Origin of the sequence: Pseudonocardia petroleophila, from assembly GCF_014235185.1 — a bacterium.
In the GTDB taxonomy this organism is placed as follows: Bacteria; Actinomycetota; Actinomycetes; order Mycobacteriales; family Pseudonocardiaceae; genus Pseudonocardia; species Pseudonocardia petroleophila.
The window spans coordinates 4,285,717-4,308,712 of record NZ_CP060131.1; the positions used below are offsets into that span (position 1 = coordinate 4,285,717).

The window sequence follows — 22,996 nt, forward strand, 5'->3', positions numbered from 1 at the left end:
AGGATGGGTCTGTGGGTGAGCGTGGGGAGTTGCGGATCTACCTCGGGGCCGCGCCGGGTGTGGGCAAGACCTTCGCGATGCTCGGCGAGGCGCACCGCCGGATCGAGCGCGGCACCGACGTCGTCGTCGGGCTGGTGGAGACGCACGGGCGGGAGAAGACCGCCGCGCTGCTGGCGGGCATCGAGACCGTGCCCCGCCGCCGCCACCTGCACCGCGGCACCGCGCTCGAGGAGATGGACGTCGACGCCCTGCTCGCGCGCGCGCCCGAGGTGGCGATCGTCGACGAGCTCGCGCACACCAACGCCCCCGGCTCCCGCAACGCCAAGCGCCACCAAGACGTCGCCGAGCTGCTGGAGGCCGGGATCGACGTCCTGACCACGGTCAACGTGCAGCACCTGGAGTCCCTCAACGACGTGGTGGAGCGGATCACCGGGGTCACCCAGCGCGAGACCGTGCCCGACGAGGTGGTGCGCCGCGCGGAGCAGATCGAGCTCGTCGACATCACCCCGGAGGCGCTGCGCCGCCGCATGGCCCACGGCAACATCTACGCCGCGGAGAAGGTCGACGCGGCCCTGAGCAACTACTTCCAGCCCGGCAACCTCATCGCGCTGCGCGAGCTGGCCCTGCTGTGGGTCGCCGACCAGGTCGACGTGGCGCTGCAGCGCTACCGCGCCGACCGCGCGATCACCGACACCTGGGAGACCCGCGAGCGGGTCGTCGTCGCCGTCACCGGCGGCACCGAGAGCGAGACGGTGGTGCGCCGGGCCGCGCGGATCGCCAAGCGCGCCGGATCGGCCGACCTGCTGTGCGTGCACGTCCTGCGCGGCGACGGCCTCGCGGGCGCCCCGGTCGGCGCGCTCGCATCGCTGCGCACGCTGGCCGACGACGTGGGCGGCTCGTTCCACACCGTCGTGGGCGGCCCGGGGGACGGCGGGGTCCCGGCCGCGCTGCTCGACTTCGCCCGCGGCGTCAACGCCACCCAGCTGGTGATCGGCACGTCGCGGCGCTCCCGGCTCGCCCGCGCGCTCGACGAGGGCATCGGCGCCCAGGTCGTGCAGGACTCCGGCCCGATCGACGTCCACATGGTCACCCACGCCGAGGCCGGCGGGCGGGCCCTGCGGCTGCCCGCGCTGCGGTCGGGGATCCCGGGCCCGCGCGGCGCACTGGGCTGGGTGCTGGCCGCGGCGCTGCCGGGCCTTGCGACCGGGATCGGGGTGCTGCTGCTGCGGATCGTCGACCTGTCCACCGACGTCGTCCTGTTCTTCCTGGCCACGGTCGTCGTCGCGCTGGTGGGCGGGCTGGGACCCGCGGTCCTCGCCGCCGTGCTCGGCGGTCTGCTGCTCAACTACTTCCTCACCCCGCCCACCGGCAGCCTGACGATCGCGCAGCCGGAGAACGCCGTGACGATCGTGGCGATGGTGCTGGTCGCCGTCCTCGTCGCGCTGGTCGTCGACCGGGCCGCGCGGCGCACCGAGCAGGCCGCGCGGCTGCGCACCGAGGCGGCGCTGCTGGCGTCCTTCTCGCGCACCGTGCTGACCCGCACCGACCCGCTGCCGCGGCTGCTGGAGAAGGTCAGCGACGCGTTCGGGCTCAGCTCGGTGGCGGTGCTGGAGCGCTCGCAGGGGGAGTGGCGCCGGGTGGCCGAGGTCGGGCCGCCGGTGTGCGACCGCCCCGAGGACTGCGACGTCGACGTGGCCGTGGAGCCGGGGCTGCACCTCGTCGGCCGCGGCCGCGCGCTCGCGGCGGCCGACCGGCGGCTGCTGGAGACCGTCGGCGGGCAGGCCCTGCTCGCCCTGCGCAGCCAGCGCGACGCCGCCGACGCCGCGGCCGCCCGCCGCCGCGCCGAGTCCACCGAGCTGCGCAGCGCCCTGCTCTCGGCCGTCGGCCACGACCTGCGCACGCCGCTGACCTCGATCAAGGCCGCGGCGGGCAGCCTGCGCGACGAGCACCTGCGGCTGTCCGCCGCCGACAAGGCCGACCTGGCCGCGACCGTCGAGGAGTCGGCCGACCGGCTCACCGCGCTCGTCGACAACCTGCTCGACTCCTCCCGCCTCGCCGCGGGCGCGGTCGTCCCGCTGCTCGCCCCCGTCGGCTACGACGAGGTGGTGCTGCGCGCGCTCGCCGGGGTGGAGGGGGCCGCGCGCGTCGAGGTGGCGGTCGACGAGACGCTGCCCGACGTCGTCGCCGACGCCGGGCTGCTGGAACGGGTGGTCGCCAACCTCGTCGACAACGCGCTGCGCCACGGCCGCGGCGCGCCGGTCGCGGTGCGGGCCAGCGCCCACTCCGACCGCGTCGAGCTGCGGGTCGTCGACCGCGGCCCGGGGAAGGCCAGGGAGAGCCTGTTCGCGGCGTTCCAGCGCCGAGGGGACCGCAACAGGACCGGGGGAGTGGGCCTGGGGCTCAGCGTCGCGCGCGGGTTCACCGAGGCGATGGGCGGGTCGCTGGTCGCCGAGGACACCCCGGGCGGCGGGCTGACCCTCGTCGTCGCCCTCCCCGCGGCCCCCGCCCGAGCGGTCCCGCTCCCGTGACGCGCGTCCTCGTCGTCGACGACGACCCGCAGATCCTGCGCGCGCTGCGGATCAACCTCACCGCACACGGCTACGACGTCGTCGTCGCCTCCGACGGGGGCGGGGCGCTGCGCGCGGCCGCCGACCACCACCCCGACGTCGTGGTGCTCGACCTCGGCCTGCCCGACCTCGACGGCACCGAGGTGATCGCCGGGCTGCGCGGCTGGACCCCGGTGCCGATCATCGTGCTTTCGGCGCGGGTCGAGTCGACCGACAAGGTCCGGGCCCTCGACGCGGGCGCCGACGACTACGTGACCAAGCCGTTCGGGATGGCGGAGCTGCTCGCCCGGCTGCGGGCGTCGGTGCGGCGGGCCGCGGTGGCGACCGTCGACGGGGAGCCGGTCGTCGACGCGGGGGACTTCCGGGTCGACCTCGCCGCGAAGAAGGTCGTGCGCGACGGCGCCGAGGTGCACCTGACGCCGACCGAGTGGGGGATCCTCGAGCTCCTGGTGCGCCACCGCGGCAAGCTCGTGGGCCAGCGCGACCTGCTGCGCGCGGTGTGGGGGCCGGGTTACGGCAAGGAGACCAACTACCTGCGGGTCTACCTCGCGCAGCTGCGCCGCAAGCTGGAGGTGGAGCCGTCGCGGCCGCGGCACCTGATCACCGAGGCCGGCATGGGGTACCGGTTCGAGGTGTGAGACCCCTCGCGGTCGGGCACCGATCCCGTCCGCCGGGCCGTTGGACCGGACGTGCTCTCCGAGGTGGTCCGTGAACTCGCCCCCGTCGTCGGCGTCGGCCGGCGCACGCTGCGCCGCCATCCCGTGTGGACCGCGACCGGGCCCGGTGTCGGGCGGGGGCTCGGCGTCGTCGTGGTGCCGGGGTTCGGCGGGGCCGACGCGTCGATGTCGGCCCTGCGGACCTGGCTCGACGCCCGCGGCTACCGCGCGTCCGGTGCCGGGCTGGGCATCAACGTCGGCTGCACCGCCGAGCTCGTCGACCGCCTGGAGCGGCGGGTGGAGCGGCACGCGGCCGTCACCGGCGGGCCGGTCGTCCTCGTCGGGCACAGCCGCGGCGGCTGGATCGGGCGCCTGGTGGCGGTGCGCCGCCCCGACCTGGTGCGCGGACTGGTCATGCTGGGCACGCCCGTGCTGAACCCGCTCGACACCCGGGCCGCGGTCACGGTCGCCTGCCGCGCGCTGGTCCGGCTCTCCGACCTCGGTCTGCGGGGCCTGCTGGAGCGCGACTGCCTCGACGGGACCTGCCGCGCCGCCACCGAGGCGGGCCTCGCCGCGCCGCTCACGATGCCCGCGGTGTCGGTGTACTCCCGCAGCGACGGCGTCGTCGGCTGGCGGTCCTGCCTCGCCCCGGACGCCGAGCACGTCGAGGTGACCTGCAGCCACACCGCGATGGTCCGGGATCCGCTGCTGTTCGCCGCACTGGCCCCGCGCCTCGCCGCATGGGTACCCCGACCGGAGTAACCCCGGGGTAGGGTCGACACACGACGTGCGAGCGACCCCTTCGGGGCCCGCGGCACGCGACCCGAGGGAGTCACGGACACGTGAGCTGGACCGGAAGCCCCACCACCAACGACGAGGGCGGCCGGTTCGCCGCCGCCCAGGTCGCCAACGAGATGAGCAACGACCTGCAGAACCGCCGCGCCGCGCGCGTGGTGGCCGGCCGGGCGATCGACGTCGACGACTGCGCCGAGATGCTGGCCATGCTGGGCCTCGACGCCAACGAGCGCGTCGCCGTCGACTGACCCGTCGCGCGGGGGCCTCAGTCGAGACCCCCGCGCTTCACCAGCTGCGCGGCGATCACGTTGCGCTGGATCTCGTTCGTCCCCTCGCCCACGATCATCAGCGGGGCGTCGCGGAAGTAGCGCTCCACGTCGAACTCGGTGGAGTAGCCGTAGCCGCCGTGGATGCGCACCGCGTCGAGCGCGATCTCCATGGCCGCCTCCGAGGCGAACAGCTTCGCCATGCCCGCCTCCAGGTCGCAGCGCTGCCCGGTCTCGTAGCGCTCCGCGGCGTGCAGGATCAGCTGCTTGGACGCGGTGAGCTTCGTGGCCATGTCCGCGAGGTGGTTGCCGATCGACTGGTGCTGCCAGATCGGCTTGCCGAAGGACTCGCGCTCCTGGGCGTAGCGCAGGGCGTCGTCGAACGCCGCCCGCCCGACGCCGAGCGCACGCGCCGCGACCTGGATGCGGCCGGTCTCCAGGCCCTTCATCATCTGCGCGAACCCGCGCCCCTCGACGCCGCCGAGCAGGGCGTCGTCGGCGACGCGGTGGTCGGTGAAGGTCAGCTCGCAGCTCTCGACGCCCTTGTACCCCAGCTTGGGCAGGTCGCGGGACACGGTGAGGCCCGGCCCGTGCTCGACGAGCAGGATCGAGATGCCGCGGTGCGGCGGGGAGGCGTCCGGGTCGGTCTTGCACAGCAGCGCGATGAGCTGCGAGCGCCGCGAGTTGGTGATCCACGTCTTCGCCCCGTCGACGACGTAGCCGCCGTCGGGCGAGCGGCGGGCGCGGGTCGTCATCGCCTGCAGGTCGGACCCGCCGCCGGGCTCGGTGAGCGCCATCGTCGCCCGCACCTCGCCGGTGGCCATCCGCGGCAGCCAGCGCTCCTGCTGCTCCGGCGTGCCGAACGCGACCAGCAGCTTCGCGACGACGGTGTGCCCGCCCATCGCCCCCGCCAGGCTCATCCAGCCGCGGGCCAGCTCCGCTGTGACGAGCGCGTAGCACGGCATCGACACCGGCGCCTCGCCCCACGGCTCCGGCACTGCGAGCCCGAAGACGCCGAGCTGCTTCATCTGCTCGATCAGGTCCTCGGGGTAGGTGTCGGCGTGCTCCAGCTCGCGGACGACCGGCCGGACCTCGCGCTCCACGAACTCCCGGACGGTGGCGATCACGGCCTGTTCCTCGGTGCTCAGCTCCACGGGGCGAGCGTAGAGTCACGCGGGCCCGGGTCCCCGACGGAGAGGCGGAGATGGTCGCCCTGCCCCGCCTCCGGCTGCCGCACCTCGGGCTGCCCCACCTCCTCGGCCGACCGGTGCGCACCGGCCCGGGCCCGGAGTCGCTCGCCGTCCTCGCCGCGGGCCGCCGGATCGCGACCGAGCTGCGCGACGGCCTCGCCGCCCCGCGGGCGGCCGGGGCCGCCCGCGAGCTGCGACGCCTGCTCGACGTCACCGCGGTCGGCCTGGTCGGGCTCGACGGCGACCCGCACTGGGGCGGGCGCCCCGACAACCCCGCGACCGCAGCCCAGCTGATCGAGCGCGTGCGGCGCACCGACTCCCGGTCGGTGCGCGGCGACCTGGTCGCCCTGCCGGTGCACGCCCGTGACGAGCTGGTGGGCGTCCTGGTCACCCAGGGACGGCTGTCGGCGGGCCAGCTGCGCGAGGCCGCGGCGTGGGTGGGGGAGGCGCTGGAGCGGGGCCGCCTGGAGGCCTCCGCCGGCGTCGCGGAGGCCGCCGAGCTGCGGGCCCTGCGCGCGGAGATCTCGCCGCACTTCGTCTACAACTCGCTCACGGTGATCGCGTCCTTCGTGCGCACCGACCCGGAGCGGGCCCGGGACCTCATGCTCGACTTCGCCGCCTACACCCGGCACAGCCTCGCCCGCAGCGGCGACTACACCACCGTCGCGGGCGAGTTCGCCGCGATCGAGGCCTACCTCGCGCTGGCCCGCGCGGTGCTGGGGGAGCGGCTGCGGGTGCAGGTGCGGATCGCCCCGGAGATCCTGCCCGTGGCCCTGCCCTATCTCGCGCTGCAGCCGCTGGTGGAGAACGCCGTGCGGCACGGCGTGGAGCTGGGGCCGGGCGGGCTGATCCAGGTCACCGGGGAGGCGCAGGGGGGCGAGTGCGTGATCAGCGTCGAGGACGACGGCGCGGGCATGGACCCGGCCTACGCCGCCGACGTCCTGGCCGGGCGCGGGAAGCCCGGCAGCCTGGGGCTGGTCAACGTCGACCGCAGGCTGCGCAGCGTGTTCGGCCCCGGCTACGGCCTGATCGTCGAGACCGCCGACGGCGCCGGCACGCGGGTCGTGCTGCGGGTGCCGCGGTTCCAGCCGGGGGTGGCGGCCACGTGAGCGGCCTGCGCGTGCTGGTGGTCGACGACGTCGAACCCGCCCGCGACGAGCTGCGGCGGCTGCTGCTGGAGTCGCCCGGCGTCGGCGACGTCGCGACGGCCCCGGGCGCGGTCGAGGCGCTGCGGCAGATCCAGGCCGGCCCCGTCGACGTGGTGTTCCTCGACGTGTCGATGCCGGCGATGGACGGGATGGAGCTGGCGTCGCTGCTCGCGCGGATGACCGACCCGCCGGTGGTCGTGTTCGTCACCGCGTTCGAGGAGCACGCGGCGTCGGCGTACGGGATCGGGGCGGTCGACTACCTGCTCAAGCCGGTCGGTGCGGAGCGGCTCGCGGCCGCGCTCGACCGGGTCCGCCGGTTCACCGCGGCGGGCGGGCCCGACCAGCCGCCCGCGGAGCCGGTCGACGCGCTCGCCGCCGTCCCGGTGGAGCTGGGCGGGCGCACCCGCTTCGTCCGCCGCGACGACGTGCGGTTCGTCGAGGCCCAGGGCGACTACGTGCGGCTGCACACCCCGACCGGCGGGCACCTGGTCCGGATCCCGATCTCCCGGCTCGAGGAGCACTGGACGCCCGCCGGGTTCGTGCGCGTGCACCGCAGCTACCTGCTGGCCGTCGGGGCGGTGCGGGAGCTGCGCAGCGACGTCAGCGGGGGGCTGCTCGCGCACACCGACGCCGGGGACGTCCCGGTCAGCCGCCGGCACGCCCGGGACCTGCGCGAGCTCCTGCTCGAGGCCGCGACCCGCGGCGACTTCGACCCCCGCACCCGGCGATGACGGGGGAGCGCCGATGACCAAGCAGCGGCGGGTGGCCGTCACCAGCCCGCAGACCAGCCTGGTGATCGCGCGCAGGCGGGCGGGCGTGCGCGTCGACCCGCCGCACCTCGCGCCCGCCGACATGGAGCGCGCCCGGCGGCTGCACCGCGAGCAGCTGCGGCGGGCGCTCGGGGCCGTCGCCGGGCTGGCCGGGCTGATCATCGGGCTGCCGCTGGTCCTGGCCGCCTTCCCGGGCCTGGACGCCGTGCGCCTGTTCGGCGTGCCCGTGTCCTGGCTCGCGATCGCCGTCCTGCCCTACGCGGTGCTCGTCGTGCTCGCGTGGTGGCAGCTGCACCGGGCGGAGGAGGCCGAGGACGCGTGATCGTCGCCGCGCTCGTCCTCGTCGTCCTCGCCACGCTCCTGATCGGGGCGCGCGGGGTGGCCGCCATGCGCAGCACCTCGGACTTCCTGGTCGCCTCGCGGCGGATCTCGCCCGCGCTGAACGCCGCGGCGGTGTCGGGGGAGTACCTGTCGGCGGCGTCGTTCCTCGGCGTCGCGGGGCTCGTGGTCAAGGACGGGATCGGGGCGCTGTGGTACCCGGTCGGGTTCACCGCGGGCTACCTCGCGATGCTCGCGCTGGTGGCGGCCCCGATGCGCCGCACCGGCGCGCTGACCGTGCCCGACTTCGCCGAGGCCCGCCTCGGCTCCGCCGGCCTGCGCCGCCTCTCCGCGGTCGTGGTGCTGGTGATCGCCACGCTGTACCTGGTGCCGCAGTTCAAGGCGGCAGGGCAGGTGCTCGCGGTCGTGGCGGGCACGCCGTACTGGGTCGGGGTCGTCGTCGCGGGGGCGGCGGTGTCGATCACCCTGGCGCTGGGCGGGATGCGCGCGGCCACCTACGTGCAGGCGTTCCAGTTCGGGCTCAAGCTGCTGCTGTTCGTCGTCCCGGCGATCTGGCTGGTGCTCAGCGTGACCGGCGAGACGCGCGCGGCGGCGCTGTCCCCGGTGGAGTTCACGACGTTCACGCGCGACACCCCCGTCGACTTCCGGCTCGGCACGGAGCTGAGCGTCACCGAGCCCACCACCGTCTCCGTCGACGGGGGCCCGCCCGGGGTGCTCGACCCCGGCCGCTACGTCGTCGACGGCGGCAGCCGGTGGGTGTTCGCGCAGGGCTCGGACGTGCCCGACGTCGACGGGGCCGTCCCGCCCGGCGGGGAGAGCTGGTCGCGCCCCCTGCTCGACCCGGGCGGCGCGGGCCACCCGGTGCTCGCGACCCTGTCGATCCTGGTCGCCACCGTGCTCGGCACGATGGGCCTGCCGCACATCCTGGTGCGCTTCCACACCAGCCCCGACGGGCGCGGCGCCCGCCGCACCGCCGCGATCACCGTGGCGCTGCTCAGCGCGTTCTACCTGTTCCCGGCGGTCTACGGGGTGCTCGGTGCGGTCCTGCTGCCCGAGCTGTACCTCTCCGGCGGCACCGACACCGTCGTCGTCGCGCTGCCCGCGCGCGTCGACGGCGGGTTCGCCGGCACGCTGTTCACGGCCCTGCTGACGGCGGGCGCGTTCGCCGCGTTCCTCGCCACCTCGCTCGGGCTGCTGCTGGCGATGTCCGGGGCCGTGTCGCACGACCTGCTGCCCGGCACGACCTTGCGCCGGCTGCGGCTGACCTCGCTCGCGGCGGCCGCGCTCGTCGTCATGCTGGCGCTGCCCGCGGTGCACCTCGACGTGGGCGTGCTGGTGACCTCGGCGTTCGCCGTCGCCGCCTCCACGTTCTGCCCGTTGCTCGTGCTCGGCATCTGGTGGGCCGGGCTGACCGCCCGCGGCGCCGTCGTCGGGATGGTGGTGGGGCTGGTCGCCTCGGCCGGGGTGATCGTCGTCGACCTGACGCTCGGGTCCCCGGACGGCCTCGCCTCGATCCTGCTCGGGCAGCCCGCGCTGTGGTCGGTGCCGCTGGCGTTCGCGACGATGGTGCTGGTGTCGCTGCGCGGCCACCCGCCCGCGTGGGCCGCCGCCGCGATGCTGCGCCTGCACCTGGACGAGACCCGTCCGCGCGCCTGACCCCGGGGGGTCCCTGACTCTGCGTGACCGTTGGACGGCGTGGCCGACCGTTCGTCGACCGTTCGTCGCCCGTGCGGGTTGTGTGTCGTGGCCCACTTCCGGGTGGGAACCGGGACGGCTTTCCTGAGCGTCCGTTCCGGTCGGCCGAGTGCGGTCGGACGAGTGCAAGGAGGCACCGTGAGTACCACCGATCCGTCTCCCGCGGCGGCGACCCGGGACTGGCAGGCCATCGAGGCCGAGCCGGACTTCCAGGAGCTGCGCCGCAGGTTGCGCAGCTTCGTCTTCCCCGTCACCGGCCTGTTCCTCGGCTGGTACGTCCTCTACGTCCTGCTGGCGACCTACGCCGCGCCGTTCATGTCGATCCCGGTCCTGGGCAACATCAACCTCGGGCTGCTCCTGGGCCTGCTGCAGTTCGTGTCGACCTTCGCGATCACCGCCTGGTACGTGAAGTTCGCCGACCGCAGGCTCGACCCGCTGTCCAGCTCCATCCGCCAGGGCATCCAGGGGGCCGACAAGTGATCACCATCGTGCTCGCCCAGGGCGGGGTCGAGGGCAGCGACCCGATCCTCAACATCACCATCTTCGGCCTGTTCGTCGTGTTCACGCTGGGGATCGTCATCTACGTGAGCCGCCGCGCCACGTCGAGCGCCTCGGACTTCTACACCGCGGGCGGCGGGTTCTCCGGCCCGCAGAACGGCGTCGCGATCTCCGGCGACTACCTCTCGGCCGCCTCGTTCCTCGGCATCGCCGGCGCCATCGCGCTCAACGGCTACGACGGCTTCCTCTACTCCATCGGCTTCCTCGTGGCGTGGCTCGTCGCGCTGCTGCTGGTGGCGGAGCTGCTGCGCAACACCGGCAAGTACACGATGGGCGACGTGCTGGCGTTCCGGATGCGGCAGCGCCCCGTGCGCGCCGCCGCCGCGACCTCGACGCTCGCGGTGTCGTTCTTCTACCTGCTCGCGCAGATGGCGGGTGCCGGTGGCCTCGTCGCACTGCTGCTCAACATCACCGACGGCTTCGGCCAGTCGGTCGTCATCGCCATCGTCGGCGCGGTCATGATCGCCTACGTGCTCATCGGCGGCATGCGCGGCACGACCTGGGTGCAGATCATCAAGGCCGTCCTGCTGATCGCCGGTGCCGGCGTCATGACGATCTGGGTGCTCGCGCTCTACGGCTTCAACTTCTCCGCCGTGCTCGCCGACGCCGTCCGCGCGGGCGGCGAGACGGGCCAGGCGCTGCTGAACCCGGGCAAGCAGTACGGCAAGACCGCGATCACCCAGATCGACTTCCTGTCCCTGGGCCTCGCGCTCGTGCTCGGCACCGCGGGCCTGCCGCACATCCTCATGCGCTTCTACACCGTGCCCACGGCCAAGGAGGCCCGCCGCTCGGTGGTCTGGGCGATCTGGCTGATCGGCCTGTTCTACGTGTTCACGCTGGTCCTGGGCTACGGGGCCGGTGCGCTGGTCGGCCCCGAGGCGATCCGGGCCGCGCCGGGTGGCGCCAACTCGGCGGCCCCGCTGCTGGCCTACGAGCTGGGTGGCACCGTGCTGCTGGGTGTGATCGCGGCCGTCGCGTTCGCCACCATCCTCGCGGTGGTCGCCGGCCTGACGATCACGGCGTCGGCGTCGTTCGCCCACGACATCTACGCCAACGTGATCAAGAAGGGCGAGCTGTCCGACCCGAACGAGGAGGTGAAGGTCGCCCGCATCACGGCGGTCGTCATCGGCGTCGTCGCGATCGCCGGCGGCATCCTGGCCAACGGCCAGAACATCGCGTTCCTCGTGGCGCTGGCCTTCGCGGTCGCGGCCTCGGCGAACCTGCCGACGATCCTGTACTCGCTGTTCTGGAAGCGCTTCAACACCTCGGGCGCGCTGTGGAGCATCTACGGCGGTCTCGGCGTGACGGTCCTGCTGATCGTCTTCTCGCCGGTCGTGTCGGGCAAGCCCGTCGACGCGGCCACCGGCCGGAGCGCGTCGATGCTGCAGGGCGTCGACTTCCACTGGTTCCCGCTCGACAACCCGGGCATCGTCTCGATCCCGCTGTCGTTCCTGCTCGGCTACATCGGCACCGTGCTGAGCAAGGAGAAGCCGAACGCCGACAAGGTCTCCGAGATGGCGGTCCGCTCCCTCACCGGGGTGGGCGTCGAGAAGTCGGTCGCGCACTAGGACGACCCCGAACGACCGGGGTGACGCACGGCCCTCCCGTCCATCACGAGTGGACGGGAGGGCCGTTCGTCGTCCTAGCGCAGTGCGCCGGTGAGCACCGCACCGAGCACCGCGAGACCGAACAGGGCCACCGCGGTGCCGCCGGCGACGACCGCGCCCCGCGGCGGGGTCGACGGGTCGGTGAGCAGCCGGCGGGCGCGCCGCCGTCCGATCCCGGCCAGCAGCAGCGCGAGCACCACGCCGAGCACGGCGAGGACCAGCGCCCCCGAGCCGGGATCGCCGAGGTGGCGGACCGCGAGCAGGGCCCCGCCGGTCAGCATCGCGAGGGCGGTGCGCTCCCAGGCCAGCGCGGTGCGCTCGGGGGCCAGCCCCGGCGGCGGGATCACCGCAGGCCGCCGACCACCAGCAGCACCGCCACGGCCAGGCCGAGGGCGGCCAGCGCGGAGCCGAGCAGCGCGGGCATCCGGGTCGGGGGCAGGTCCGCCCCGCGCGTCATCGCGTCCTGCACGCGGTGCCAGCGCCGCATCGCCCCGGCGGCCACCGCGACGCCGAGCCCGGCCAGCACCACCCCGACGACGTGCCGCGCGCCCTCGACGCCGAACTCCGGCACCAGCGCCGCGACGGCTACCCCGGCGGCGACGAGCGCGAGCGCGGTCCGCAGCCAGGCCAGGTAGGTGCGCTCGTTGGCCAGGGTGAAGCGGGGGTCCGGGGCGGTCACGCCGGGGTCCCGGCGGCCCGGCGCCGCCGCTTCTGCTCGTACATCGCCTCGTCGGCGGCCTGCCACGCGCCGGGGAGCCCGGCGACCACGCTGTAGGGCGCGTGCCCGAACGAGCCGGACACCCCGGCCGCCGACAGCGACTGCTCCATCCGCTCCACCAGCTGCGCCGTCTGCTCGACGGTGGCGCCGACGGCGAGCATCCCGAACTCGTCGCCACCGAGGCGGGCCAGCACGTCGCCGCCGCGGACGCACAGCGACAGGGCCGTCGCGGCCCGGCGGATGTAGTCGTCGCCCGCGTCGTGGCCGCGGGTGTCGTTGACGGTCTTGAGGTGGTCGAGGTCCATGACGACCACGCACGCCGGGTCGCCGAAGCGGCGGAAGCGCCGCTCCTCGACGCGCAGGAAGCGGTCCCAGCCGCGGCGGTTGAGCAGGCCGGTGAGGGCGTCGGTGTCGGCCTCGCGGCGCGCGAGCTCCAGGTCCCGCGCCGCCGCGGTGGCCTGCGTGTCGGCCTCCAGCACGGCGGAGAGCATGCTCGAGAGCAGGTCGAGCAGCGGGCGGTGGGCGTGCAGCGACTCGGGCTGCCGGTCGGGGTCGAAGCCGCACACGGTGCCGAACAGGGCGCCGTCGGGCCGGACGATCGGGGTGCCGACGTAGGCGTTGACGACGAACGGCCGCGCCGCGACCGCCGCGGCCGCGTACTGCGGCACCTGCCCCACGTCGGGGGCGATCCGCGGGGTCTCCCCGGCCACCATCGTGCGGCACAGCGACGTCGCGTAGGGCAGCTCCGTGCCCGGCGGCAGGCCGTAGGCGGGGGAGTCGACCGAGAGCAGGACCTGCCGTCCGTCGACGATGCGGGTGACGGCCCACATCCCCATCGGCACGAACCGGGAGAGGTACTCGACGACGGTGGCGCAGGCCGCGTCGAACGTGCGGGCCGGGCGCAGGTGGGGTGCGACGAGCGGCGGGTCCGGTTCCATCGGCCCTCCTCGGCGCGGGTACCCCGCACACGATAGGCGGCCGCACCGACGAGGGCCTCCGCACTGGCCTCGGGGCCCGGCCGGACCGGCCGGACCCCGAGGTGTCCCGAACTGACGCGCTGCTCCCACCACGAAGCAACGAGAGGAAAGTTAGCCTAACCTGACCGATGGCGCAAGCCCGGCCGGCGCAGCAGGGCCGCGAACGCGGCGAGCACCTCACGGCTGCGGGCGTCGGCTGCGGCCACGGCGCCGAGGAAGGCGAAGTAGCCGTGGATCAGGCCCGGGCCGGTGACGTGCGTGACGGGCACCCCCGCGGCGCGCAGCCGCTCGGCGTAGCCGACCCCCTCGTCGTGCAGCGGGTCGAACTCCGCCGTGGCGACGACGGCGGGCGGGAGGCCGGCCAGGTCGGGTGCGGCGAGCAGGTCGACGCGCGGGTCCCCGGCCTGCTCGGGGGACGGCGCGTACTGCGCGTAGAACCACCTCATGTCGGCCGCGGTGAGGAACCGGCCCTCGCCGTTGCGCCGCACCGAGTCCTGCCCCATCGACGGGTCGGTGGCCGGGTAGACGAGCAGCTGGGCGGCCAGGGCCGGACCGCCCGCGTCCCGGCCGTGCCGCGCGAGACCGGCCGCGAGGCTCGCGCCCGCGCTGTCCCCGGCGACGGCGAGCGGGCGTCCCGGGTAGCGGTCGGCCAGGTGCAGCAGCGCCGCCCACGCGTCCTCCAGCGGGGCCGGGTGCGGGTGCTCCGGGGCGAGTCGGTAGTCCAGCGCGACGACGGTGGCGCCCACCGCGTTCGCGATGCGGCGGCACACGGGATCGTGGGTGTCGAGGTCGCCCATGACCCAGCCGCCGCCGTGCAGGAACAGCACCACCGCGTGCGCGTCGTCCGGGGTGTAGGTGCGGACGGGCAGCGGCCCGCCCGGTCCCGGCACCGTCGCGTCGACGACGGAGGCCACGGACTCCGGCACGAAGTCCGGCCCGCGCCGGGCCAGCGCCAGCGCCCGGTAGTGCGCGCGCGTCTCCCGGGCGGTGCCCCGCACCAGCGGTAGGGCGCCCGCGTCGGCCAGGCGGGTGAGGACGTCGGCGAAGTCGGGGTCCAGCGGCACGGGGCCTCCTCGGTCCGGGCGGTGGTGGATCACGGTGGATCACTCTGCCCCGGCGACCGGCACCCCGCCCGGCAGGGCGCGAGGCGACCGCAGGGTCGCCGACCGGCTGCGGACACGACGACGGCCCCCGGGCCGGAGCTCGGGGGCCGTCGCGCAGGACCGGGTCTAGTCCAGGTAGTCGCGCAGGACCTGGGACCGGCTGGGGTGGCGCAGCTTGGACATCGTCTTCGACTCGATCTGCCGGATCCGCTCGCGGGTGACCCCGTAGACCTGGCCGATCTCGTCGAGCGTGCGGGGCTGGCCGTCGGTGAGGCCGAAGCGCAGCCGCACCACGCCCGCCTCGCGCTCGCTCAGGGTGGCCAGCACCGACTGGAGCTGGTCCTGCAGCAGCGTGAAGCTGACCGCGTCGACCGCGACGACCGCCTCGGAGTCCTCGATGAAGTCACCGAGCTGGCTGTCGCCCTCGTCGCCGATGGTCTGGTCCAGCGAGATGGGCTCCCGGGCGTACTGCTGGATCTCCAGCACCTTCTCCGGGGTGATGTCCATCTCCTTGGCGAGCTCCTCGGGCGTGGGCTCGCGGCCCAGGTCCTGCAGGAGTTCGCGCTGTATGCGGCCGAGCTTGTTGATGACCTCGACCATGTGCACCGGGATGCGGATGGTGCGGGCCTGGTCGGCCATCGCGCGGGTGATGGCCTGGCGGATCCACCACGTCGCGTAGGTCGAGAACTTGTAGCCCTTGGTGTAGTCGAACTTCTCGACGGCGCGGATCAGGCCGAGGTTGCCCTCCTGGATCAGGTCCAGGAACGCCATGCCGCGGCCGGTGTAGCGCTTGGCGAGGGAGACCACGAGGCGGAGGTTGGCCTCCAGCAGGTGGTTCTTGGCGCGCTCGCCGTCGCGGACGATCCAGCGCAGGTCGCGCCGCAGCTGGGGGGAGACCTTCTCGCCCGCGTCGATGGCGCGACGCAGCCGCTCGGCGGCGTAGAGGCCGGCCTCGATGCGCTTGGCGAGCTCGACCTCCTCCTCCGCGTTGAGCAGCGCGACCTTGCCGATCTGCTTGAGGTACGCACGGACCGAGTCGGCCGAGGCGGTGAGCTCGGCGTCCTTGCGCGCCTGGCGCAGGGCCTCGGACTCCTCCTCGTCCCACACGAAGTCCGAGGACTTCGTCGGGGTGGAGGAGCGCTCGCGGGGGCCGCGACGGTTCGCGCCGGTGTTGGCCGGCTCGTCCTCGTCGTCGTCCTCGTCGTCCTCGTCCTCGTCGGTGGCCTTGCCGGGCACCTGGACGCCCTTGGCCGGGGCGTCGGGCGTCAGCTCGGCGTCGTCGAGGTCGACCTCGACCTCCTCGAGATCGGCGCCCTCGGGGGAGCCGTCGAGCTCGACGGGGTCGGCGTCGGGGCCGTCGAGGTCGGCGGGCTCGCCGTCCTTCTTGGCCGGCGCGGCCTTGGCGCCGGCACGGGCGCGCGGCTTCGGCCCGGTCTTGGCCGCGGGAGCGGTCTTCGCCCGGGGCGCCCGACGGGCGGGAGCGGGAGCCGTGGCCGGGTCGGCCGTGGGCTCGGTACGGGTTGCGGAATCTGCGGCTGCCACCTAGGCCCTCTCACTGCGGTGCGCTGGTGAGCCGGACGATCACATACCGGCTGCCTGACGAGATCTGTGGGACGTTGACCCGCCGGGTCGCCGCCCGGGAGCACCGGAGGGGCGGCCCCGCAGCGGGGTGTGCGGCCATTGTAACTGCGTGCGTCGCGGGTGCTCGCGCCTGCGATCCCGTAGGCGTGTCCGGGCGGCCGGGATGTGATCGGATGACCGGGTGAGCACCCCGCACGACAGTACTCCGCCCGCGGTCGATCCGGAGGCGTTGCGCCTGGTCGCGGTGCGTGTCGCCACCGAGGCGGCCACGCACCTGCGCGGCCTGCCGCGGCCGTGGGAGACCGGTGGTGCGGCCGGGTCGGTGGCCACCAAGAGCACCCCGACCGACGTCGTGACGGCCTCGGACACCGCGGTGGAGACGCTGATCCGCGATCGGCTCGCCGTGCTGCGTCCCGGGGACCCCGTGGTGGGGGAGGAGCACGGCGGCAGCGCGGGCGTCGACGTCGATCGGGTCGTGTGGGTCGTCGACCCGATCGACGGCACCGTCAACTTCCTCTACGGCCTGCCCTGGTACGCGATCTCGGTGGCCGCGACGCGCGGCGGCGAGTCGCTGGCCGGGGCCGTCGTGGAGCCGGACTCGGGGCGCCTGTGGAGCGCGGCGGCCGGCCTCGGGGCCACCTGCGACGGGCGGCCGCTGTCGGTGTCGGCGGCCACCGACGTGTCGCTGTCGCTGCTGGGCACCGGGTTCGCCTACGACGGGACGCGCCGCGCCCGGCAGGCGTCGCTGGTCGCGGCGCTGCTCCCGCAGGTCCGCGACGTCCGCCGCACCGGGTCGGCCGCGCTCGACCTGTGCGCCGTCGCCGCCGGCTGGACCGACGCCTACCTCGAGCACGGCTGCAACTGGTGGGACTGGGCCGCCGCCGCGCTCGTCGCGCGCGAGGCGGGCGCGGTGGTGCGGACGCCCGGGGCCGGGGGCCTCGCCCCGCCCGACGACGGCCTCGGCGCCGACGCCCTGCTCGCCGCGACGCCGGGGATCGCCGCCGAGCTGGCGGTGCGCGCCCGGGACGCGGGGGCCGGGTCCGTCTGAGGTCGTGCGCGGAGACGGTCGCCGGGGCGACCGTTCCCGCGCACGGGTCCTAGCAGGGCGTCGTGTCGCGGGCCTCGGTCAGCGCCGCCGGGTCGACCGCAGCGGGCGCGCCCGCCTCGCCGTCGTCGGCGGGGGAGGGGGCGCCCAGGGTCTCCAGCACGTCGCGCACCGGGCGGGGCGGGTTCACGTCGCCGAAGCCGGTGCCCACCGCGACGTCGACGGTGTCGTCGGCCCGCTCGTCGCGCACCAGCTCCGCGCAGGGCAGCACCAGCGACAGCGTGCTCGCCGCCGACTCGCCCGCGGGCCCGAAGCGCACCTGCCCGACGCACTCCATGTCGCCGTCGGGGAAGAACGGGTCGTTGTCGGGCGGGCCGGCAGAGCCGAAGCCCAGGTCGTCGAGCTGCGCGGCCACGAGGTTGGCCTGCCCGCGCTGCCCGCCGGCGTTGAAGACCCGGACCGGGATCGCGGCGGGCGGGGCCGGGACGACGGCGTCGAGCGCGCCGGACTCGAGCGTGGCACCGGGCGCGGTGCCCGCGGCGGGCGTCGGGCAGGACTGCGGCCCGCTCGGGCCGGACGCCCCGACGAGCACCACGGTCCAGGTGACGGCCGCGATCACGGCGAGCACCGCCACCACCGCGACGATCGGGGTGCGGCGCCGCCGCCGGTAGGGCACGGCGGTCATCGGTCGATCCCGTGGGCGAGCACGTGCTCGCCGAGCGCGACCAACGGGTCGACCGCGTCGTCGAGCCCGTCGGCCATCGACGCGGGCACCATCCCGGCGTGCACGCGGGCCAGGATCCCGGCGAGCACGACGGCGAGCTTGAACGTGCCGAACGCGACGTACCAGGGCAGCGGGTCGAGATCGAGTCCCGAACCGGCGGCGTAGGCGGTGGCGACCTCGGCGCGCGTCGGGAAGCCGGGCAGCCGCGTCGGGCTGGACAGGTGCTGCGCGCCGCGCCAGATCGCGGGGTCGTCGGCCTCGTGCCAGTAGACGAGCAGCAGGCCGAGGTCGGCGAGCGGGTCGCCGAGGGTGGAGAGCTCCCAGTCGAGCACCGCCCGGATGCGGCCGGGGTCCGCGCCGTCGAACAGGCAGTTGTCGATGCGGTAGTCGCCGTGGACGATCGTGTCGCGCTGGGTGGTCGGCACGGACGCGGCGAGGGTCTCGGCGAGCCCGGTGAGCGCGTCGGCCGTGCTCTGCTCCACGGCGCCGCCGGACTCGCGCGCGGCGTCCCACTGCTTGCCCCAGCGGCGAACCTGGCGGGCCATGAAGCCGTCGGGGCGCCCGAAGTCGCCCAGGCCGACCTCCGCGGGGTCGACGGCGTGCAGCGCCACCAGCACGTCGACCAGCGCCTGGCCGGCGCGGCCGCGGTCGGCCTCGGTCTCCGCCCAGCCCGCGGGCAGCTCGCCGAGCGGCACGACCCCGTCGACGAGCTCCATGACGAAGCACGGGGCGTCGACCGGCGGGCCGCCGTCGGAGTGGGCCAGCACCCGCGGCACGGGCACCGCGGTGCCGGCCAGGCCGGTGATGACGCGCCGCTCGCGCCCCATGTCGTGCGCGGTGGCCGCGACCTCGCCGACCGGCGGCCTGCGCAGCACGACCTCGCCCGCCGGGCTCGCGACGCGGTAGGTGAGGTTGGACCGGCCCCCGCCGATCGAGGACAGCGTGCAGTCCGACCAGCGCGGGTCGCCGAGCCGCTCGGCGAGCCAGGGGCCGACGGTCCCGGGGTCGGCACCGGGAACGGGGCCCGGAGACTCGGCTCGGGGCGAGTCGGATCCGGGGGCGGCAGACGCGGTCACGAACGGGAACCCTAGCCCGCGCCGCCGCCCGGGGCCGGGCCCGTCGCGGGGTCGGTCGCGGGGGGTTGACGCATGGGCTAAGGTTCGCGGCCGCGGGTCAGAGCTGGCGGTCCCGGACTGGTGAGACCGGCGTCACTCCCGAGGTCGGGCACAAACCCCGTCGCTGTGACGTTGTCCAGCGGCACGACGACGAAGAACTGCTGTTCACAGAGGGTGGGACGATGGCAACCGACTACGACGCTCCACGGCGCAACGAGACCGACGACATGGCCGAGGACTCGCTCGACGAGCTGAAGGCCCGTCGCAACGAGGCGCAGTCGTCCGTGGTCGACGTCGACGAGACCGACACGGCCGAGAGCTTCGAGCTCCCGGGCGCCGACCTGTCCGGCGAGGAGCTCACCGTCAAGGTGATCCCGAAGCAGGCCGACGAGTTCACCTGCTCGAGCTGCTTCCTGGTGCACCACCGCAGCCGGCTCGCGGAGAGCAGCCCGCAGTTCGTCTGCCGCGACTGCGCCGCCTGAGACCAGCGCCGCCCGATCAGCGCCGCGACGACCGACCGTTCGACGCCCCGGACCCGAGAGGTTCGGGGCGTCTTCGCGTCCGGGCCCTACCGGCCGAGCGCGGCGACCAGGCCGTCGGCGTCGCGCACGCTGACCACCCAGTACGGGGCGTCGGACGCGGGGTCGGTGACCTCCACCCGCACCACCGGCCGCACCCACGCGCGGTGCAGCAGGTGGGCGGTCGGGTCGAGGTCGGGACCCAGCGCCACCTGCTTGGCGTCGCGGTCGCGGATGACGTCGACGCGGCCGACGTGCGCCAGGGGCAGGACGGCGTCCCCGGCCCGCAGGACGCCGTCGCCGACGCGCACGCGGACCCGACCCAGCCAGACCAGCACCGCGACCGCCAGGGGGATCAGCGCGGCGTAGCCGATCCAGGCCCGGACGCCCGGGTAGCCCATGTGGATCTCGGCGCCGAGGAGCACCGCCACGCCGATCGCCGGCAGGTACCACCACCACGGCACGGACAACCGCTCGTCGAACCCGGAGGTGCCGGACGTCGCAGGCTCGGCCGTCGATGGGTGCTCGTTCACGATTCCTGAGGGTAGCGTCGGTCGTCGTGTCCGGCCCCGTCGATGCTCCCCAGCAGGTGCCGTCCACCGCACCGCCCACGGCGCCGCTCCGGCGCGCCCCGGGCGGATCGCCGGTCGACGAGCGCCCGGCCGACGCGTGCCCGGCCCCGCTGGACGTCCGCGTCGTCCGGCTCGACCCGGCCCTGCCGCTGCCCGCCCGCGCCCGCCCCGATGACGCGGGGGTCGACCTGAGCTGCACCGACGACGTCGTGCTGGCCCCAGGGCGCCGCGAGCTCGTGGGCACCGGGATCGCCATCGCCCTGCCGCCGGGGTTCGCCGGGTTCGTGCACCCGCGGTCCGGGCTGGCCGCGCGCACGGGGCTGTCGATCGTCAACGCCCCCGGCACCGTCGACGCCGGGTACCGCGGCGAGATCCGGGTCTGCCTGGTCAACCTCGGCCAGGACGAGGTGCGGCTGTCCCGCGGCGACCGGATCGCCCAGCTCGTCGTGCAGCGGGTGGAGCAGGTGCGGTTCGTGGAGGTCGACGCGCTGCCGGGCTCGGAGCGCGGAACGGGCGGGCACGGGTCCACGGGCGGTCACGCGGTGCTGGACGGGGGCCTGCGGTGACCGCCGAGGCCCGGGTCGGGCGCCGTGCCACGTCGACCGGCACGTTCGGCACGGCCGCGATCCGTCGCCGGTTCGCCGCCCAGCGCGACTTCGGACCGTTCGACGCCGAGGACCTCGACGCCGCGGTCGGCCCCCCGCCCGGCCTGCTCGACTTCGGCTCCATCCGCGTGCCGGTCCCACCGGAGGGCAGCGTCACCGTCGAGCCCACGGCCAACGGCCGCCTGCAGGCCGTGCACGTCGCGCTGCCCGGGGGGCGGTTGTCGGTGAGCGCGCTCGCGGCGCCGAAGTCGTCGGGGCTGTGGGCGGAGCTGGTCGCGGAGATCGACAGCTCGCTGCGCGAGGGCGGGGCCCGCGTCCGGTCGTTCCAGGGCGACTGGGGCCGGGAGCTGCACGCCCAGACCGGGGCCGCCACGTCGGTGTTCGTCGGGGTCGACGGGGCCCGCTGGATGCTCTACGGCGTCGCCACGGGCCCCGAGCGGCACGCCGTCGACCTCGACGCGGCGCTGCGCCGGATGCTCAAGGGCACGATCGTCGACCGCGGCCGCTCGCCGTTCCCGGTGCGCACGGTCCTGCCGCTGACCATCCCCGAGGAGCTGGCCGACGCCGACGTCGTCGACGACTCGGCGGCCGGGGTGCCCGGGCCGCCGCCCGTCGCGGTGCCGCAGGGGCCGGCGCCGGACCGGTCCCCGCACGACCGGCCGCCGTACGAGCAGCCGTCCCACGACCGGCCGCCGCGTGAGCGGCCGGTGCAGGGCCCGCCGCCGTCCCGGGCGCCGTTCGTCCCGCCCGGCGCCCGGCCCCCGGCGGCCGGTCCCGTCCCGGTCCGCACGCCCGCCCCGGTGGTGCCGCGCCGGATCGACGCGCCGACCGTCATCCGGCCGGTCACGGCGTTCCCGCCGGCCGCATCGGCCCCCGCGCCGCCGCGCCCGGCGGACCGGCGGCCCCTGCCCCCGGTCGTCGCGCCCCCGACCGGCCCGGCGTGGACGCCCGACGGCCGGGCGGCCGCGGACGGGGGCCGGTCCCCGGACGGCCGGACCCCCGACACGCGGACCCCGGACGCCCGCACCCCGGACGCCCGCACCCCGGACGCCCGCACCCCGGACGCGTGGACCCCGGACGCGTGGACCCCCGACCGCTGGACCCCGGAGCCCGATCCGGTCCGCCCCAGCGCCCCGCCCCCCGCGGACCCCACGCAGGCCCTCCCCGTGACGCCCCGCGACCGGCCCGACGAGACGCCCGTCCCGCTCTGGGCGGCTCCTGCGGGCCACCCCGCCGACGGCGACCTGGGCCCCGACCCGTATGCGGCGGACCCCTTCGCCGCCGACCCGTACGCCGCGGCCGATCCCCGCGCCGCCGACCCCCTGCCCGGCACCCGCGACGACGCGGCCACCGAGTGGTGGCCGGCCCTCGGCGAGAGCCTCCGGTCGGACCCGCCCCGCACCGACGACCGACCCGACCGCGAACCCGGTCCCTGGTCGGCCGCCGACCCGTGGGCCGCCGCCGCGCCCCGGTCCGACGACCGCGCCGCCGTCCGCGAGGCACCCGCGGCCGGCCGCCGCCGGGCCCACGACGACACCCGCGACGACGATCCCGCCGACCTGGAGTACGGCGCCCCGAACTACGGCCTCGCCGGGACAGGACCCGCGTACCCCGGGCGCGAGCCCGACCCGGCCCCCACCGAGTGGTGGCCGGCGCTGCCGCCGGAGGACCCCGCCCCCCGCCGCTCCCGCCACGGCTCGCCCGACGAGCCGCGCTCCGCCGGGTTCCCCGCACCCGGGGCGGTCGAGCCGGACGCCGTGCCCCGGTCGGGTCGCCGCCGCCGCGCCGACGACGTGCCGTCCGGCCCCGAGTCCACGCTCGACCTGGCCGCGCTGGTCCGCGACCGGCCCGGCCGCCGCCGGTCCCGCTACGAGCCCGAGTCCGGCGACCTCCGGCCCGCGGACCGCCGCGACGCCGAGCACCGTTCCGCCGAGCACCATTCGTCCGGGTCCCGTTCCCCCGGGCACCGTTCCGCGGAACACCGGGGTGACCACGGCCGGGACGTCCCCGCGGCCGGTCGCCGGGCCCGCCCCGAGACGGCGGAGCCGATCGAGGGGGACCGCCCGGCGTCCGCCTGGTCGGGCACCGAGCACGAGCGGCGCCACGCCGACGGGCTCGCCGGCCGGTCGGCGGGCTTCGACCCGCTGTCCGACCCCCTGACCGACTCGCAGGTGGGCTGGTCGTCGATCGACGCCCACCCGCCGGAGCACCACGACGACGGGCCGACGGCGGGCCGCCGGCGCGCCCCGGAGCCGGACGCCGTCACCGACCCGGTCCCCGCGGTCGAGCCCGCCCCCCGGCGCCGCCGCAGCGTCGACGTGCCGCCCGATCCCGACTGGACCCCGCCGTCGACGCGGGAGGGTCGCCCCGGATCGGCGCCGGCCCTGGCGTTCCTCGGCGACCCCGGCCCCCGTCCCGGCCGCCACCACCGCCCCCGCTGACCGCGG

General features: G+C 75.9%; 23 protein-coding genes. 14 read left to right on the forward strand and 9 right to left on the reverse strand.

The window, feature by feature from the left end:
- Positions 1-11: 11 nt before the first annotated feature.
- The 4 genes from H6H00_RS21205 to H6H00_RS21220 all read left to right on the forward strand — a co-directional run bounded on the left by H6H00_RS21205 (position 12) and on the right by H6H00_RS21220 (position 4,266).
- The gene (locus H6H00_RS21205; RefSeq protein WP_255425294.1) at positions 12-2,528 is read left to right on the forward strand and encodes a sensor histidine kinase; all 2,517 of its coding nucleotides are present in this window, start codon (positions 12-14) and stop codon (positions 2,526-2,528) included.
- Positions 2,525-3,205, forward strand: coding sequence for a response regulator (locus tag H6H00_RS21210; RefSeq protein WP_185717482.1), 681 nt, complete (start codon positions 2,525-2,527; stop codon positions 3,203-3,205). Before H6H00_RS21205 ends, H6H00_RS21210 begins: the two co-directional genes overlap by 4 nt.
- Before the next feature lie 51 nt (positions 3,206-3,256).
- Positions 3,257-3,985, forward strand: a complete 729-nt coding sequence (locus tag H6H00_RS21215; protein WP_255425295.1) for an alpha/beta fold hydrolase — start codon at positions 3,257-3,259, stop codon at positions 3,983-3,985.
- Positions 3,986-4,065: 80 nt separating this feature from the next.
- Complete coding sequence (locus tag H6H00_RS21220; RefSeq protein WP_185722928.1) at positions 4,066-4,266, forward strand: hypothetical protein; 201 nt, start codon at positions 4,066-4,068, stop codon at positions 4,264-4,266.
- A 17-nt stretch (positions 4,267-4,283) separates the two neighbouring features.
- Here the strand turns inward: H6H00_RS21220 and H6H00_RS21225 are convergent, their stop codons facing one another.
- Entirely contained in the window at positions 4,284-5,438 is a 1,155-nt protein-coding gene (locus tag H6H00_RS21225; RefSeq protein ID WP_185717483.1) for an acyl-CoA dehydrogenase family protein, read from the reverse strand.
- A 50-nt stretch (positions 5,439-5,488) separates the two neighbouring features.
- Between H6H00_RS21225 and H6H00_RS21230 the strand changes: the two genes are divergently transcribed.
- The 6 genes from H6H00_RS21230 to H6H00_RS21255 all read left to right on the forward strand — a co-directional run bounded on the left by H6H00_RS21230 (position 5,489) and on the right by H6H00_RS21255 (position 11,552).
- A complete protein-coding gene (locus H6H00_RS21230) occupies positions 5,489-6,583 on the forward strand; it encodes a sensor histidine kinase (protein WP_185717484.1) in 1,095 nt (364 codons plus the stop codon).
- Positions 6,580-7,353, forward strand: a complete 774-nt coding sequence (locus tag H6H00_RS21235; protein ID WP_185717485.1) for a LytR/AlgR family response regulator transcription factor — start codon at positions 6,580-6,582, stop codon at positions 7,351-7,353. The genes H6H00_RS21230 and H6H00_RS21235 overlap by 4 nt, the downstream gene beginning before the upstream one ends.
- Before the next feature lie 13 nt (positions 7,354-7,366).
- On the forward strand, positions 7,367-7,714 hold the full coding sequence (locus H6H00_RS21240) for a DUF485 domain-containing protein (protein WP_185717486.1): 348 nt from the start codon (positions 7,367-7,369) through the stop codon (positions 7,712-7,714).
- Positions 7,714-9,387 (forward strand): sodium/solute symporter, encoded by a 1,674-nt coding sequence (locus tag H6H00_RS21245; RefSeq protein ID WP_255425851.1) that lies wholly within the window; start codon positions 7,714-7,716, stop codon positions 9,385-9,387. The genes H6H00_RS21240 and H6H00_RS21245 overlap by 1 nt, the downstream gene beginning before the upstream one ends.
- Before the next feature lie 177 nt (positions 9,388-9,564).
- The gene (locus tag H6H00_RS21250; protein ID WP_185717487.1) at positions 9,565-9,906 is read left to right on the forward strand and encodes a DUF485 domain-containing protein; all 342 of its coding nucleotides are present in this window, start codon (positions 9,565-9,567) and stop codon (positions 9,904-9,906) included.
- The gene (locus H6H00_RS21255; RefSeq protein ID WP_255425296.1) at positions 9,903-11,552 is read left to right on the forward strand and encodes a monocarboxylic acid transporter; all 1,650 of its coding nucleotides are present in this window, start codon (positions 9,903-9,905) and stop codon (positions 11,550-11,552) included. The genes H6H00_RS21250 and H6H00_RS21255 overlap by 4 nt, the downstream gene beginning before the upstream one ends.
- Positions 11,553-11,626: 74 nt before the next feature.
- Here the strand turns inward: H6H00_RS21255 and H6H00_RS21260 are convergent, their stop codons facing one another.
- The 5 genes from H6H00_RS21260 to H6H00_RS21280 form a co-directional block, all read right to left on the reverse strand.
- Entirely contained in the window at positions 11,627-11,938 is a 312-nt protein-coding gene (locus H6H00_RS21260; RefSeq protein ID WP_185717488.1) for a DUF202 domain-containing protein, read from the reverse strand.
- Positions 11,935-12,270 carry a YidH family protein gene (locus H6H00_RS21265; protein WP_185717489.1) on the reverse strand — a complete coding sequence of 112 codons (336 nt, stop codon included), beginning with the start codon at positions 12,268-12,270 and terminating at the stop codon, positions 11,935-11,937. Before H6H00_RS21265 ends, H6H00_RS21260 begins: the two co-directional genes overlap by 4 nt.
- Positions 12,267-13,247, reverse strand: a complete 981-nt coding sequence (locus H6H00_RS21270; RefSeq protein WP_185717490.1) for a sensor domain-containing diguanylate cyclase — start codon at positions 13,245-13,247, stop codon at positions 12,267-12,269. Before H6H00_RS21270 ends, H6H00_RS21265 begins: the two co-directional genes overlap by 4 nt.
- A gap of 155 nt (positions 13,248-13,402) precedes the next feature.
- Positions 13,403-14,350: an alpha/beta hydrolase gene (locus H6H00_RS21275; protein WP_185717491.1), complete on the reverse strand. Its 948-nt coding sequence runs from the start codon at positions 14,348-14,350 to the stop codon at positions 13,403-13,405.
- A gap of 165 nt (positions 14,351-14,515) precedes the next feature.
- Positions 14,516-15,931, reverse strand: coding sequence for an RNA polymerase sigma factor (locus H6H00_RS21280; RefSeq protein WP_185717492.1), 1,416 nt, complete (start codon positions 15,929-15,931; stop codon positions 14,516-14,518).
- 220 nt (positions 15,932-16,151) lie between these two features.
- Between H6H00_RS21280 and H6H00_RS21285 the strand changes: the two genes are divergently transcribed.
- On the forward strand, positions 16,152-17,018 hold the full coding sequence (locus H6H00_RS21285; protein ID WP_255425297.1) for an inositol monophosphatase family protein: 867 nt from the start codon (positions 16,152-16,154) through the stop codon (positions 17,016-17,018).
- A gap of 49 nt (positions 17,019-17,067) precedes the next feature.
- On the opposite strand, the gene cei is transcribed toward H6H00_RS21285, so the two are convergent.
- A complete protein-coding gene (gene cei / locus H6H00_RS21290) occupies positions 17,068-17,700 on the reverse strand; it encodes an envelope integrity protein Cei (protein WP_185717493.1) in 633 nt (210 codons plus the stop codon).
- On the reverse strand, positions 17,697-18,815 hold the full coding sequence (locus H6H00_RS21295; protein ID WP_185717494.1) for a phosphotransferase family protein: 1,119 nt from the start codon (positions 18,813-18,815) through the stop codon (positions 17,697-17,699). Before H6H00_RS21295 ends, cei begins: the two co-directional genes overlap by 4 nt.
- Before the next feature lie 221 nt (positions 18,816-19,036).
- On the opposite strand from H6H00_RS21295, the gene H6H00_RS21300 reads away from it, so the two are divergent.
- Positions 19,037-19,336: a DUF4193 domain-containing protein gene (locus tag H6H00_RS21300; protein ID WP_172164589.1), complete on the forward strand. Its 300-nt coding sequence runs from the start codon at positions 19,037-19,039 to the stop codon at positions 19,334-19,336.
- A gap of 86 nt (positions 19,337-19,422) precedes the next feature.
- On the opposite strand, the gene H6H00_RS21305 is transcribed toward H6H00_RS21300, so the two are convergent.
- Positions 19,423-19,905 (reverse strand): DUF3093 domain-containing protein, encoded by a 483-nt coding sequence (locus H6H00_RS21305; protein ID WP_185717495.1) that lies wholly within the window; start codon positions 19,903-19,905, stop codon positions 19,423-19,425.
- A 149-nt stretch (positions 19,906-20,054) separates the two neighbouring features.
- Here H6H00_RS21305 and dut point away from each other — a divergent pair, with 149 nt between their 5' ends.
- Both dut and H6H00_RS21315 read left to right on the forward strand, forming a co-directional pair.
- Positions 20,055-20,510: a dUTP diphosphatase gene (dut, locus tag H6H00_RS21310; RefSeq protein ID WP_255425853.1), complete on the forward strand. Its 456-nt coding sequence runs from the start codon at positions 20,055-20,057 to the stop codon at positions 20,508-20,510.
- Complete coding sequence (locus H6H00_RS21315) at positions 20,507-22,990, forward strand: DUF3710 domain-containing protein (RefSeq protein ID WP_185717497.1); 2,484 nt, start codon at positions 20,507-20,509, stop codon at positions 22,988-22,990. The genes dut and H6H00_RS21315 overlap by 4 nt, the downstream gene beginning before the upstream one ends.
- Positions 22,991-22,996: the final 6 nt, after the last annotated feature.

Bases quoted from the DNA above. Each gene is read 5' to 3' on its own strand.
- H6H00_RS21270 (WP_185717490.1), bottom strand. From the start codon at position 13,247: ATGGAACCGGACCCGCCGCTCGTCGCACCCCACCTGCGCCCGGCCCGC.
- H6H00_RS21300 (WP_172164589.1), top strand. From the start codon at position 19,037: ATGGCAACCGACTACGACGCTCCACGGCGCAACGAGACCGACGACATG.
- H6H00_RS21240 (WP_185717486.1), top strand. From the start codon at position 7,367: ATGACCAAGCAGCGGCGGGTGGCCGTCACCAGCCCGCAGACCAGCCTG.
- cei (WP_185717493.1), bottom strand. From the start codon at position 17,700: ATGACCGCCGTGCCCTACCGGCGGCGGCGCCGCACCCCGATCGTCGCG.
- H6H00_RS21230 (WP_185717484.1), top strand. From the start codon at position 5,489: ATGGTCGCCCTGCCCCGCCTCCGGCTGCCGCACCTCGGGCTGCCCCAC.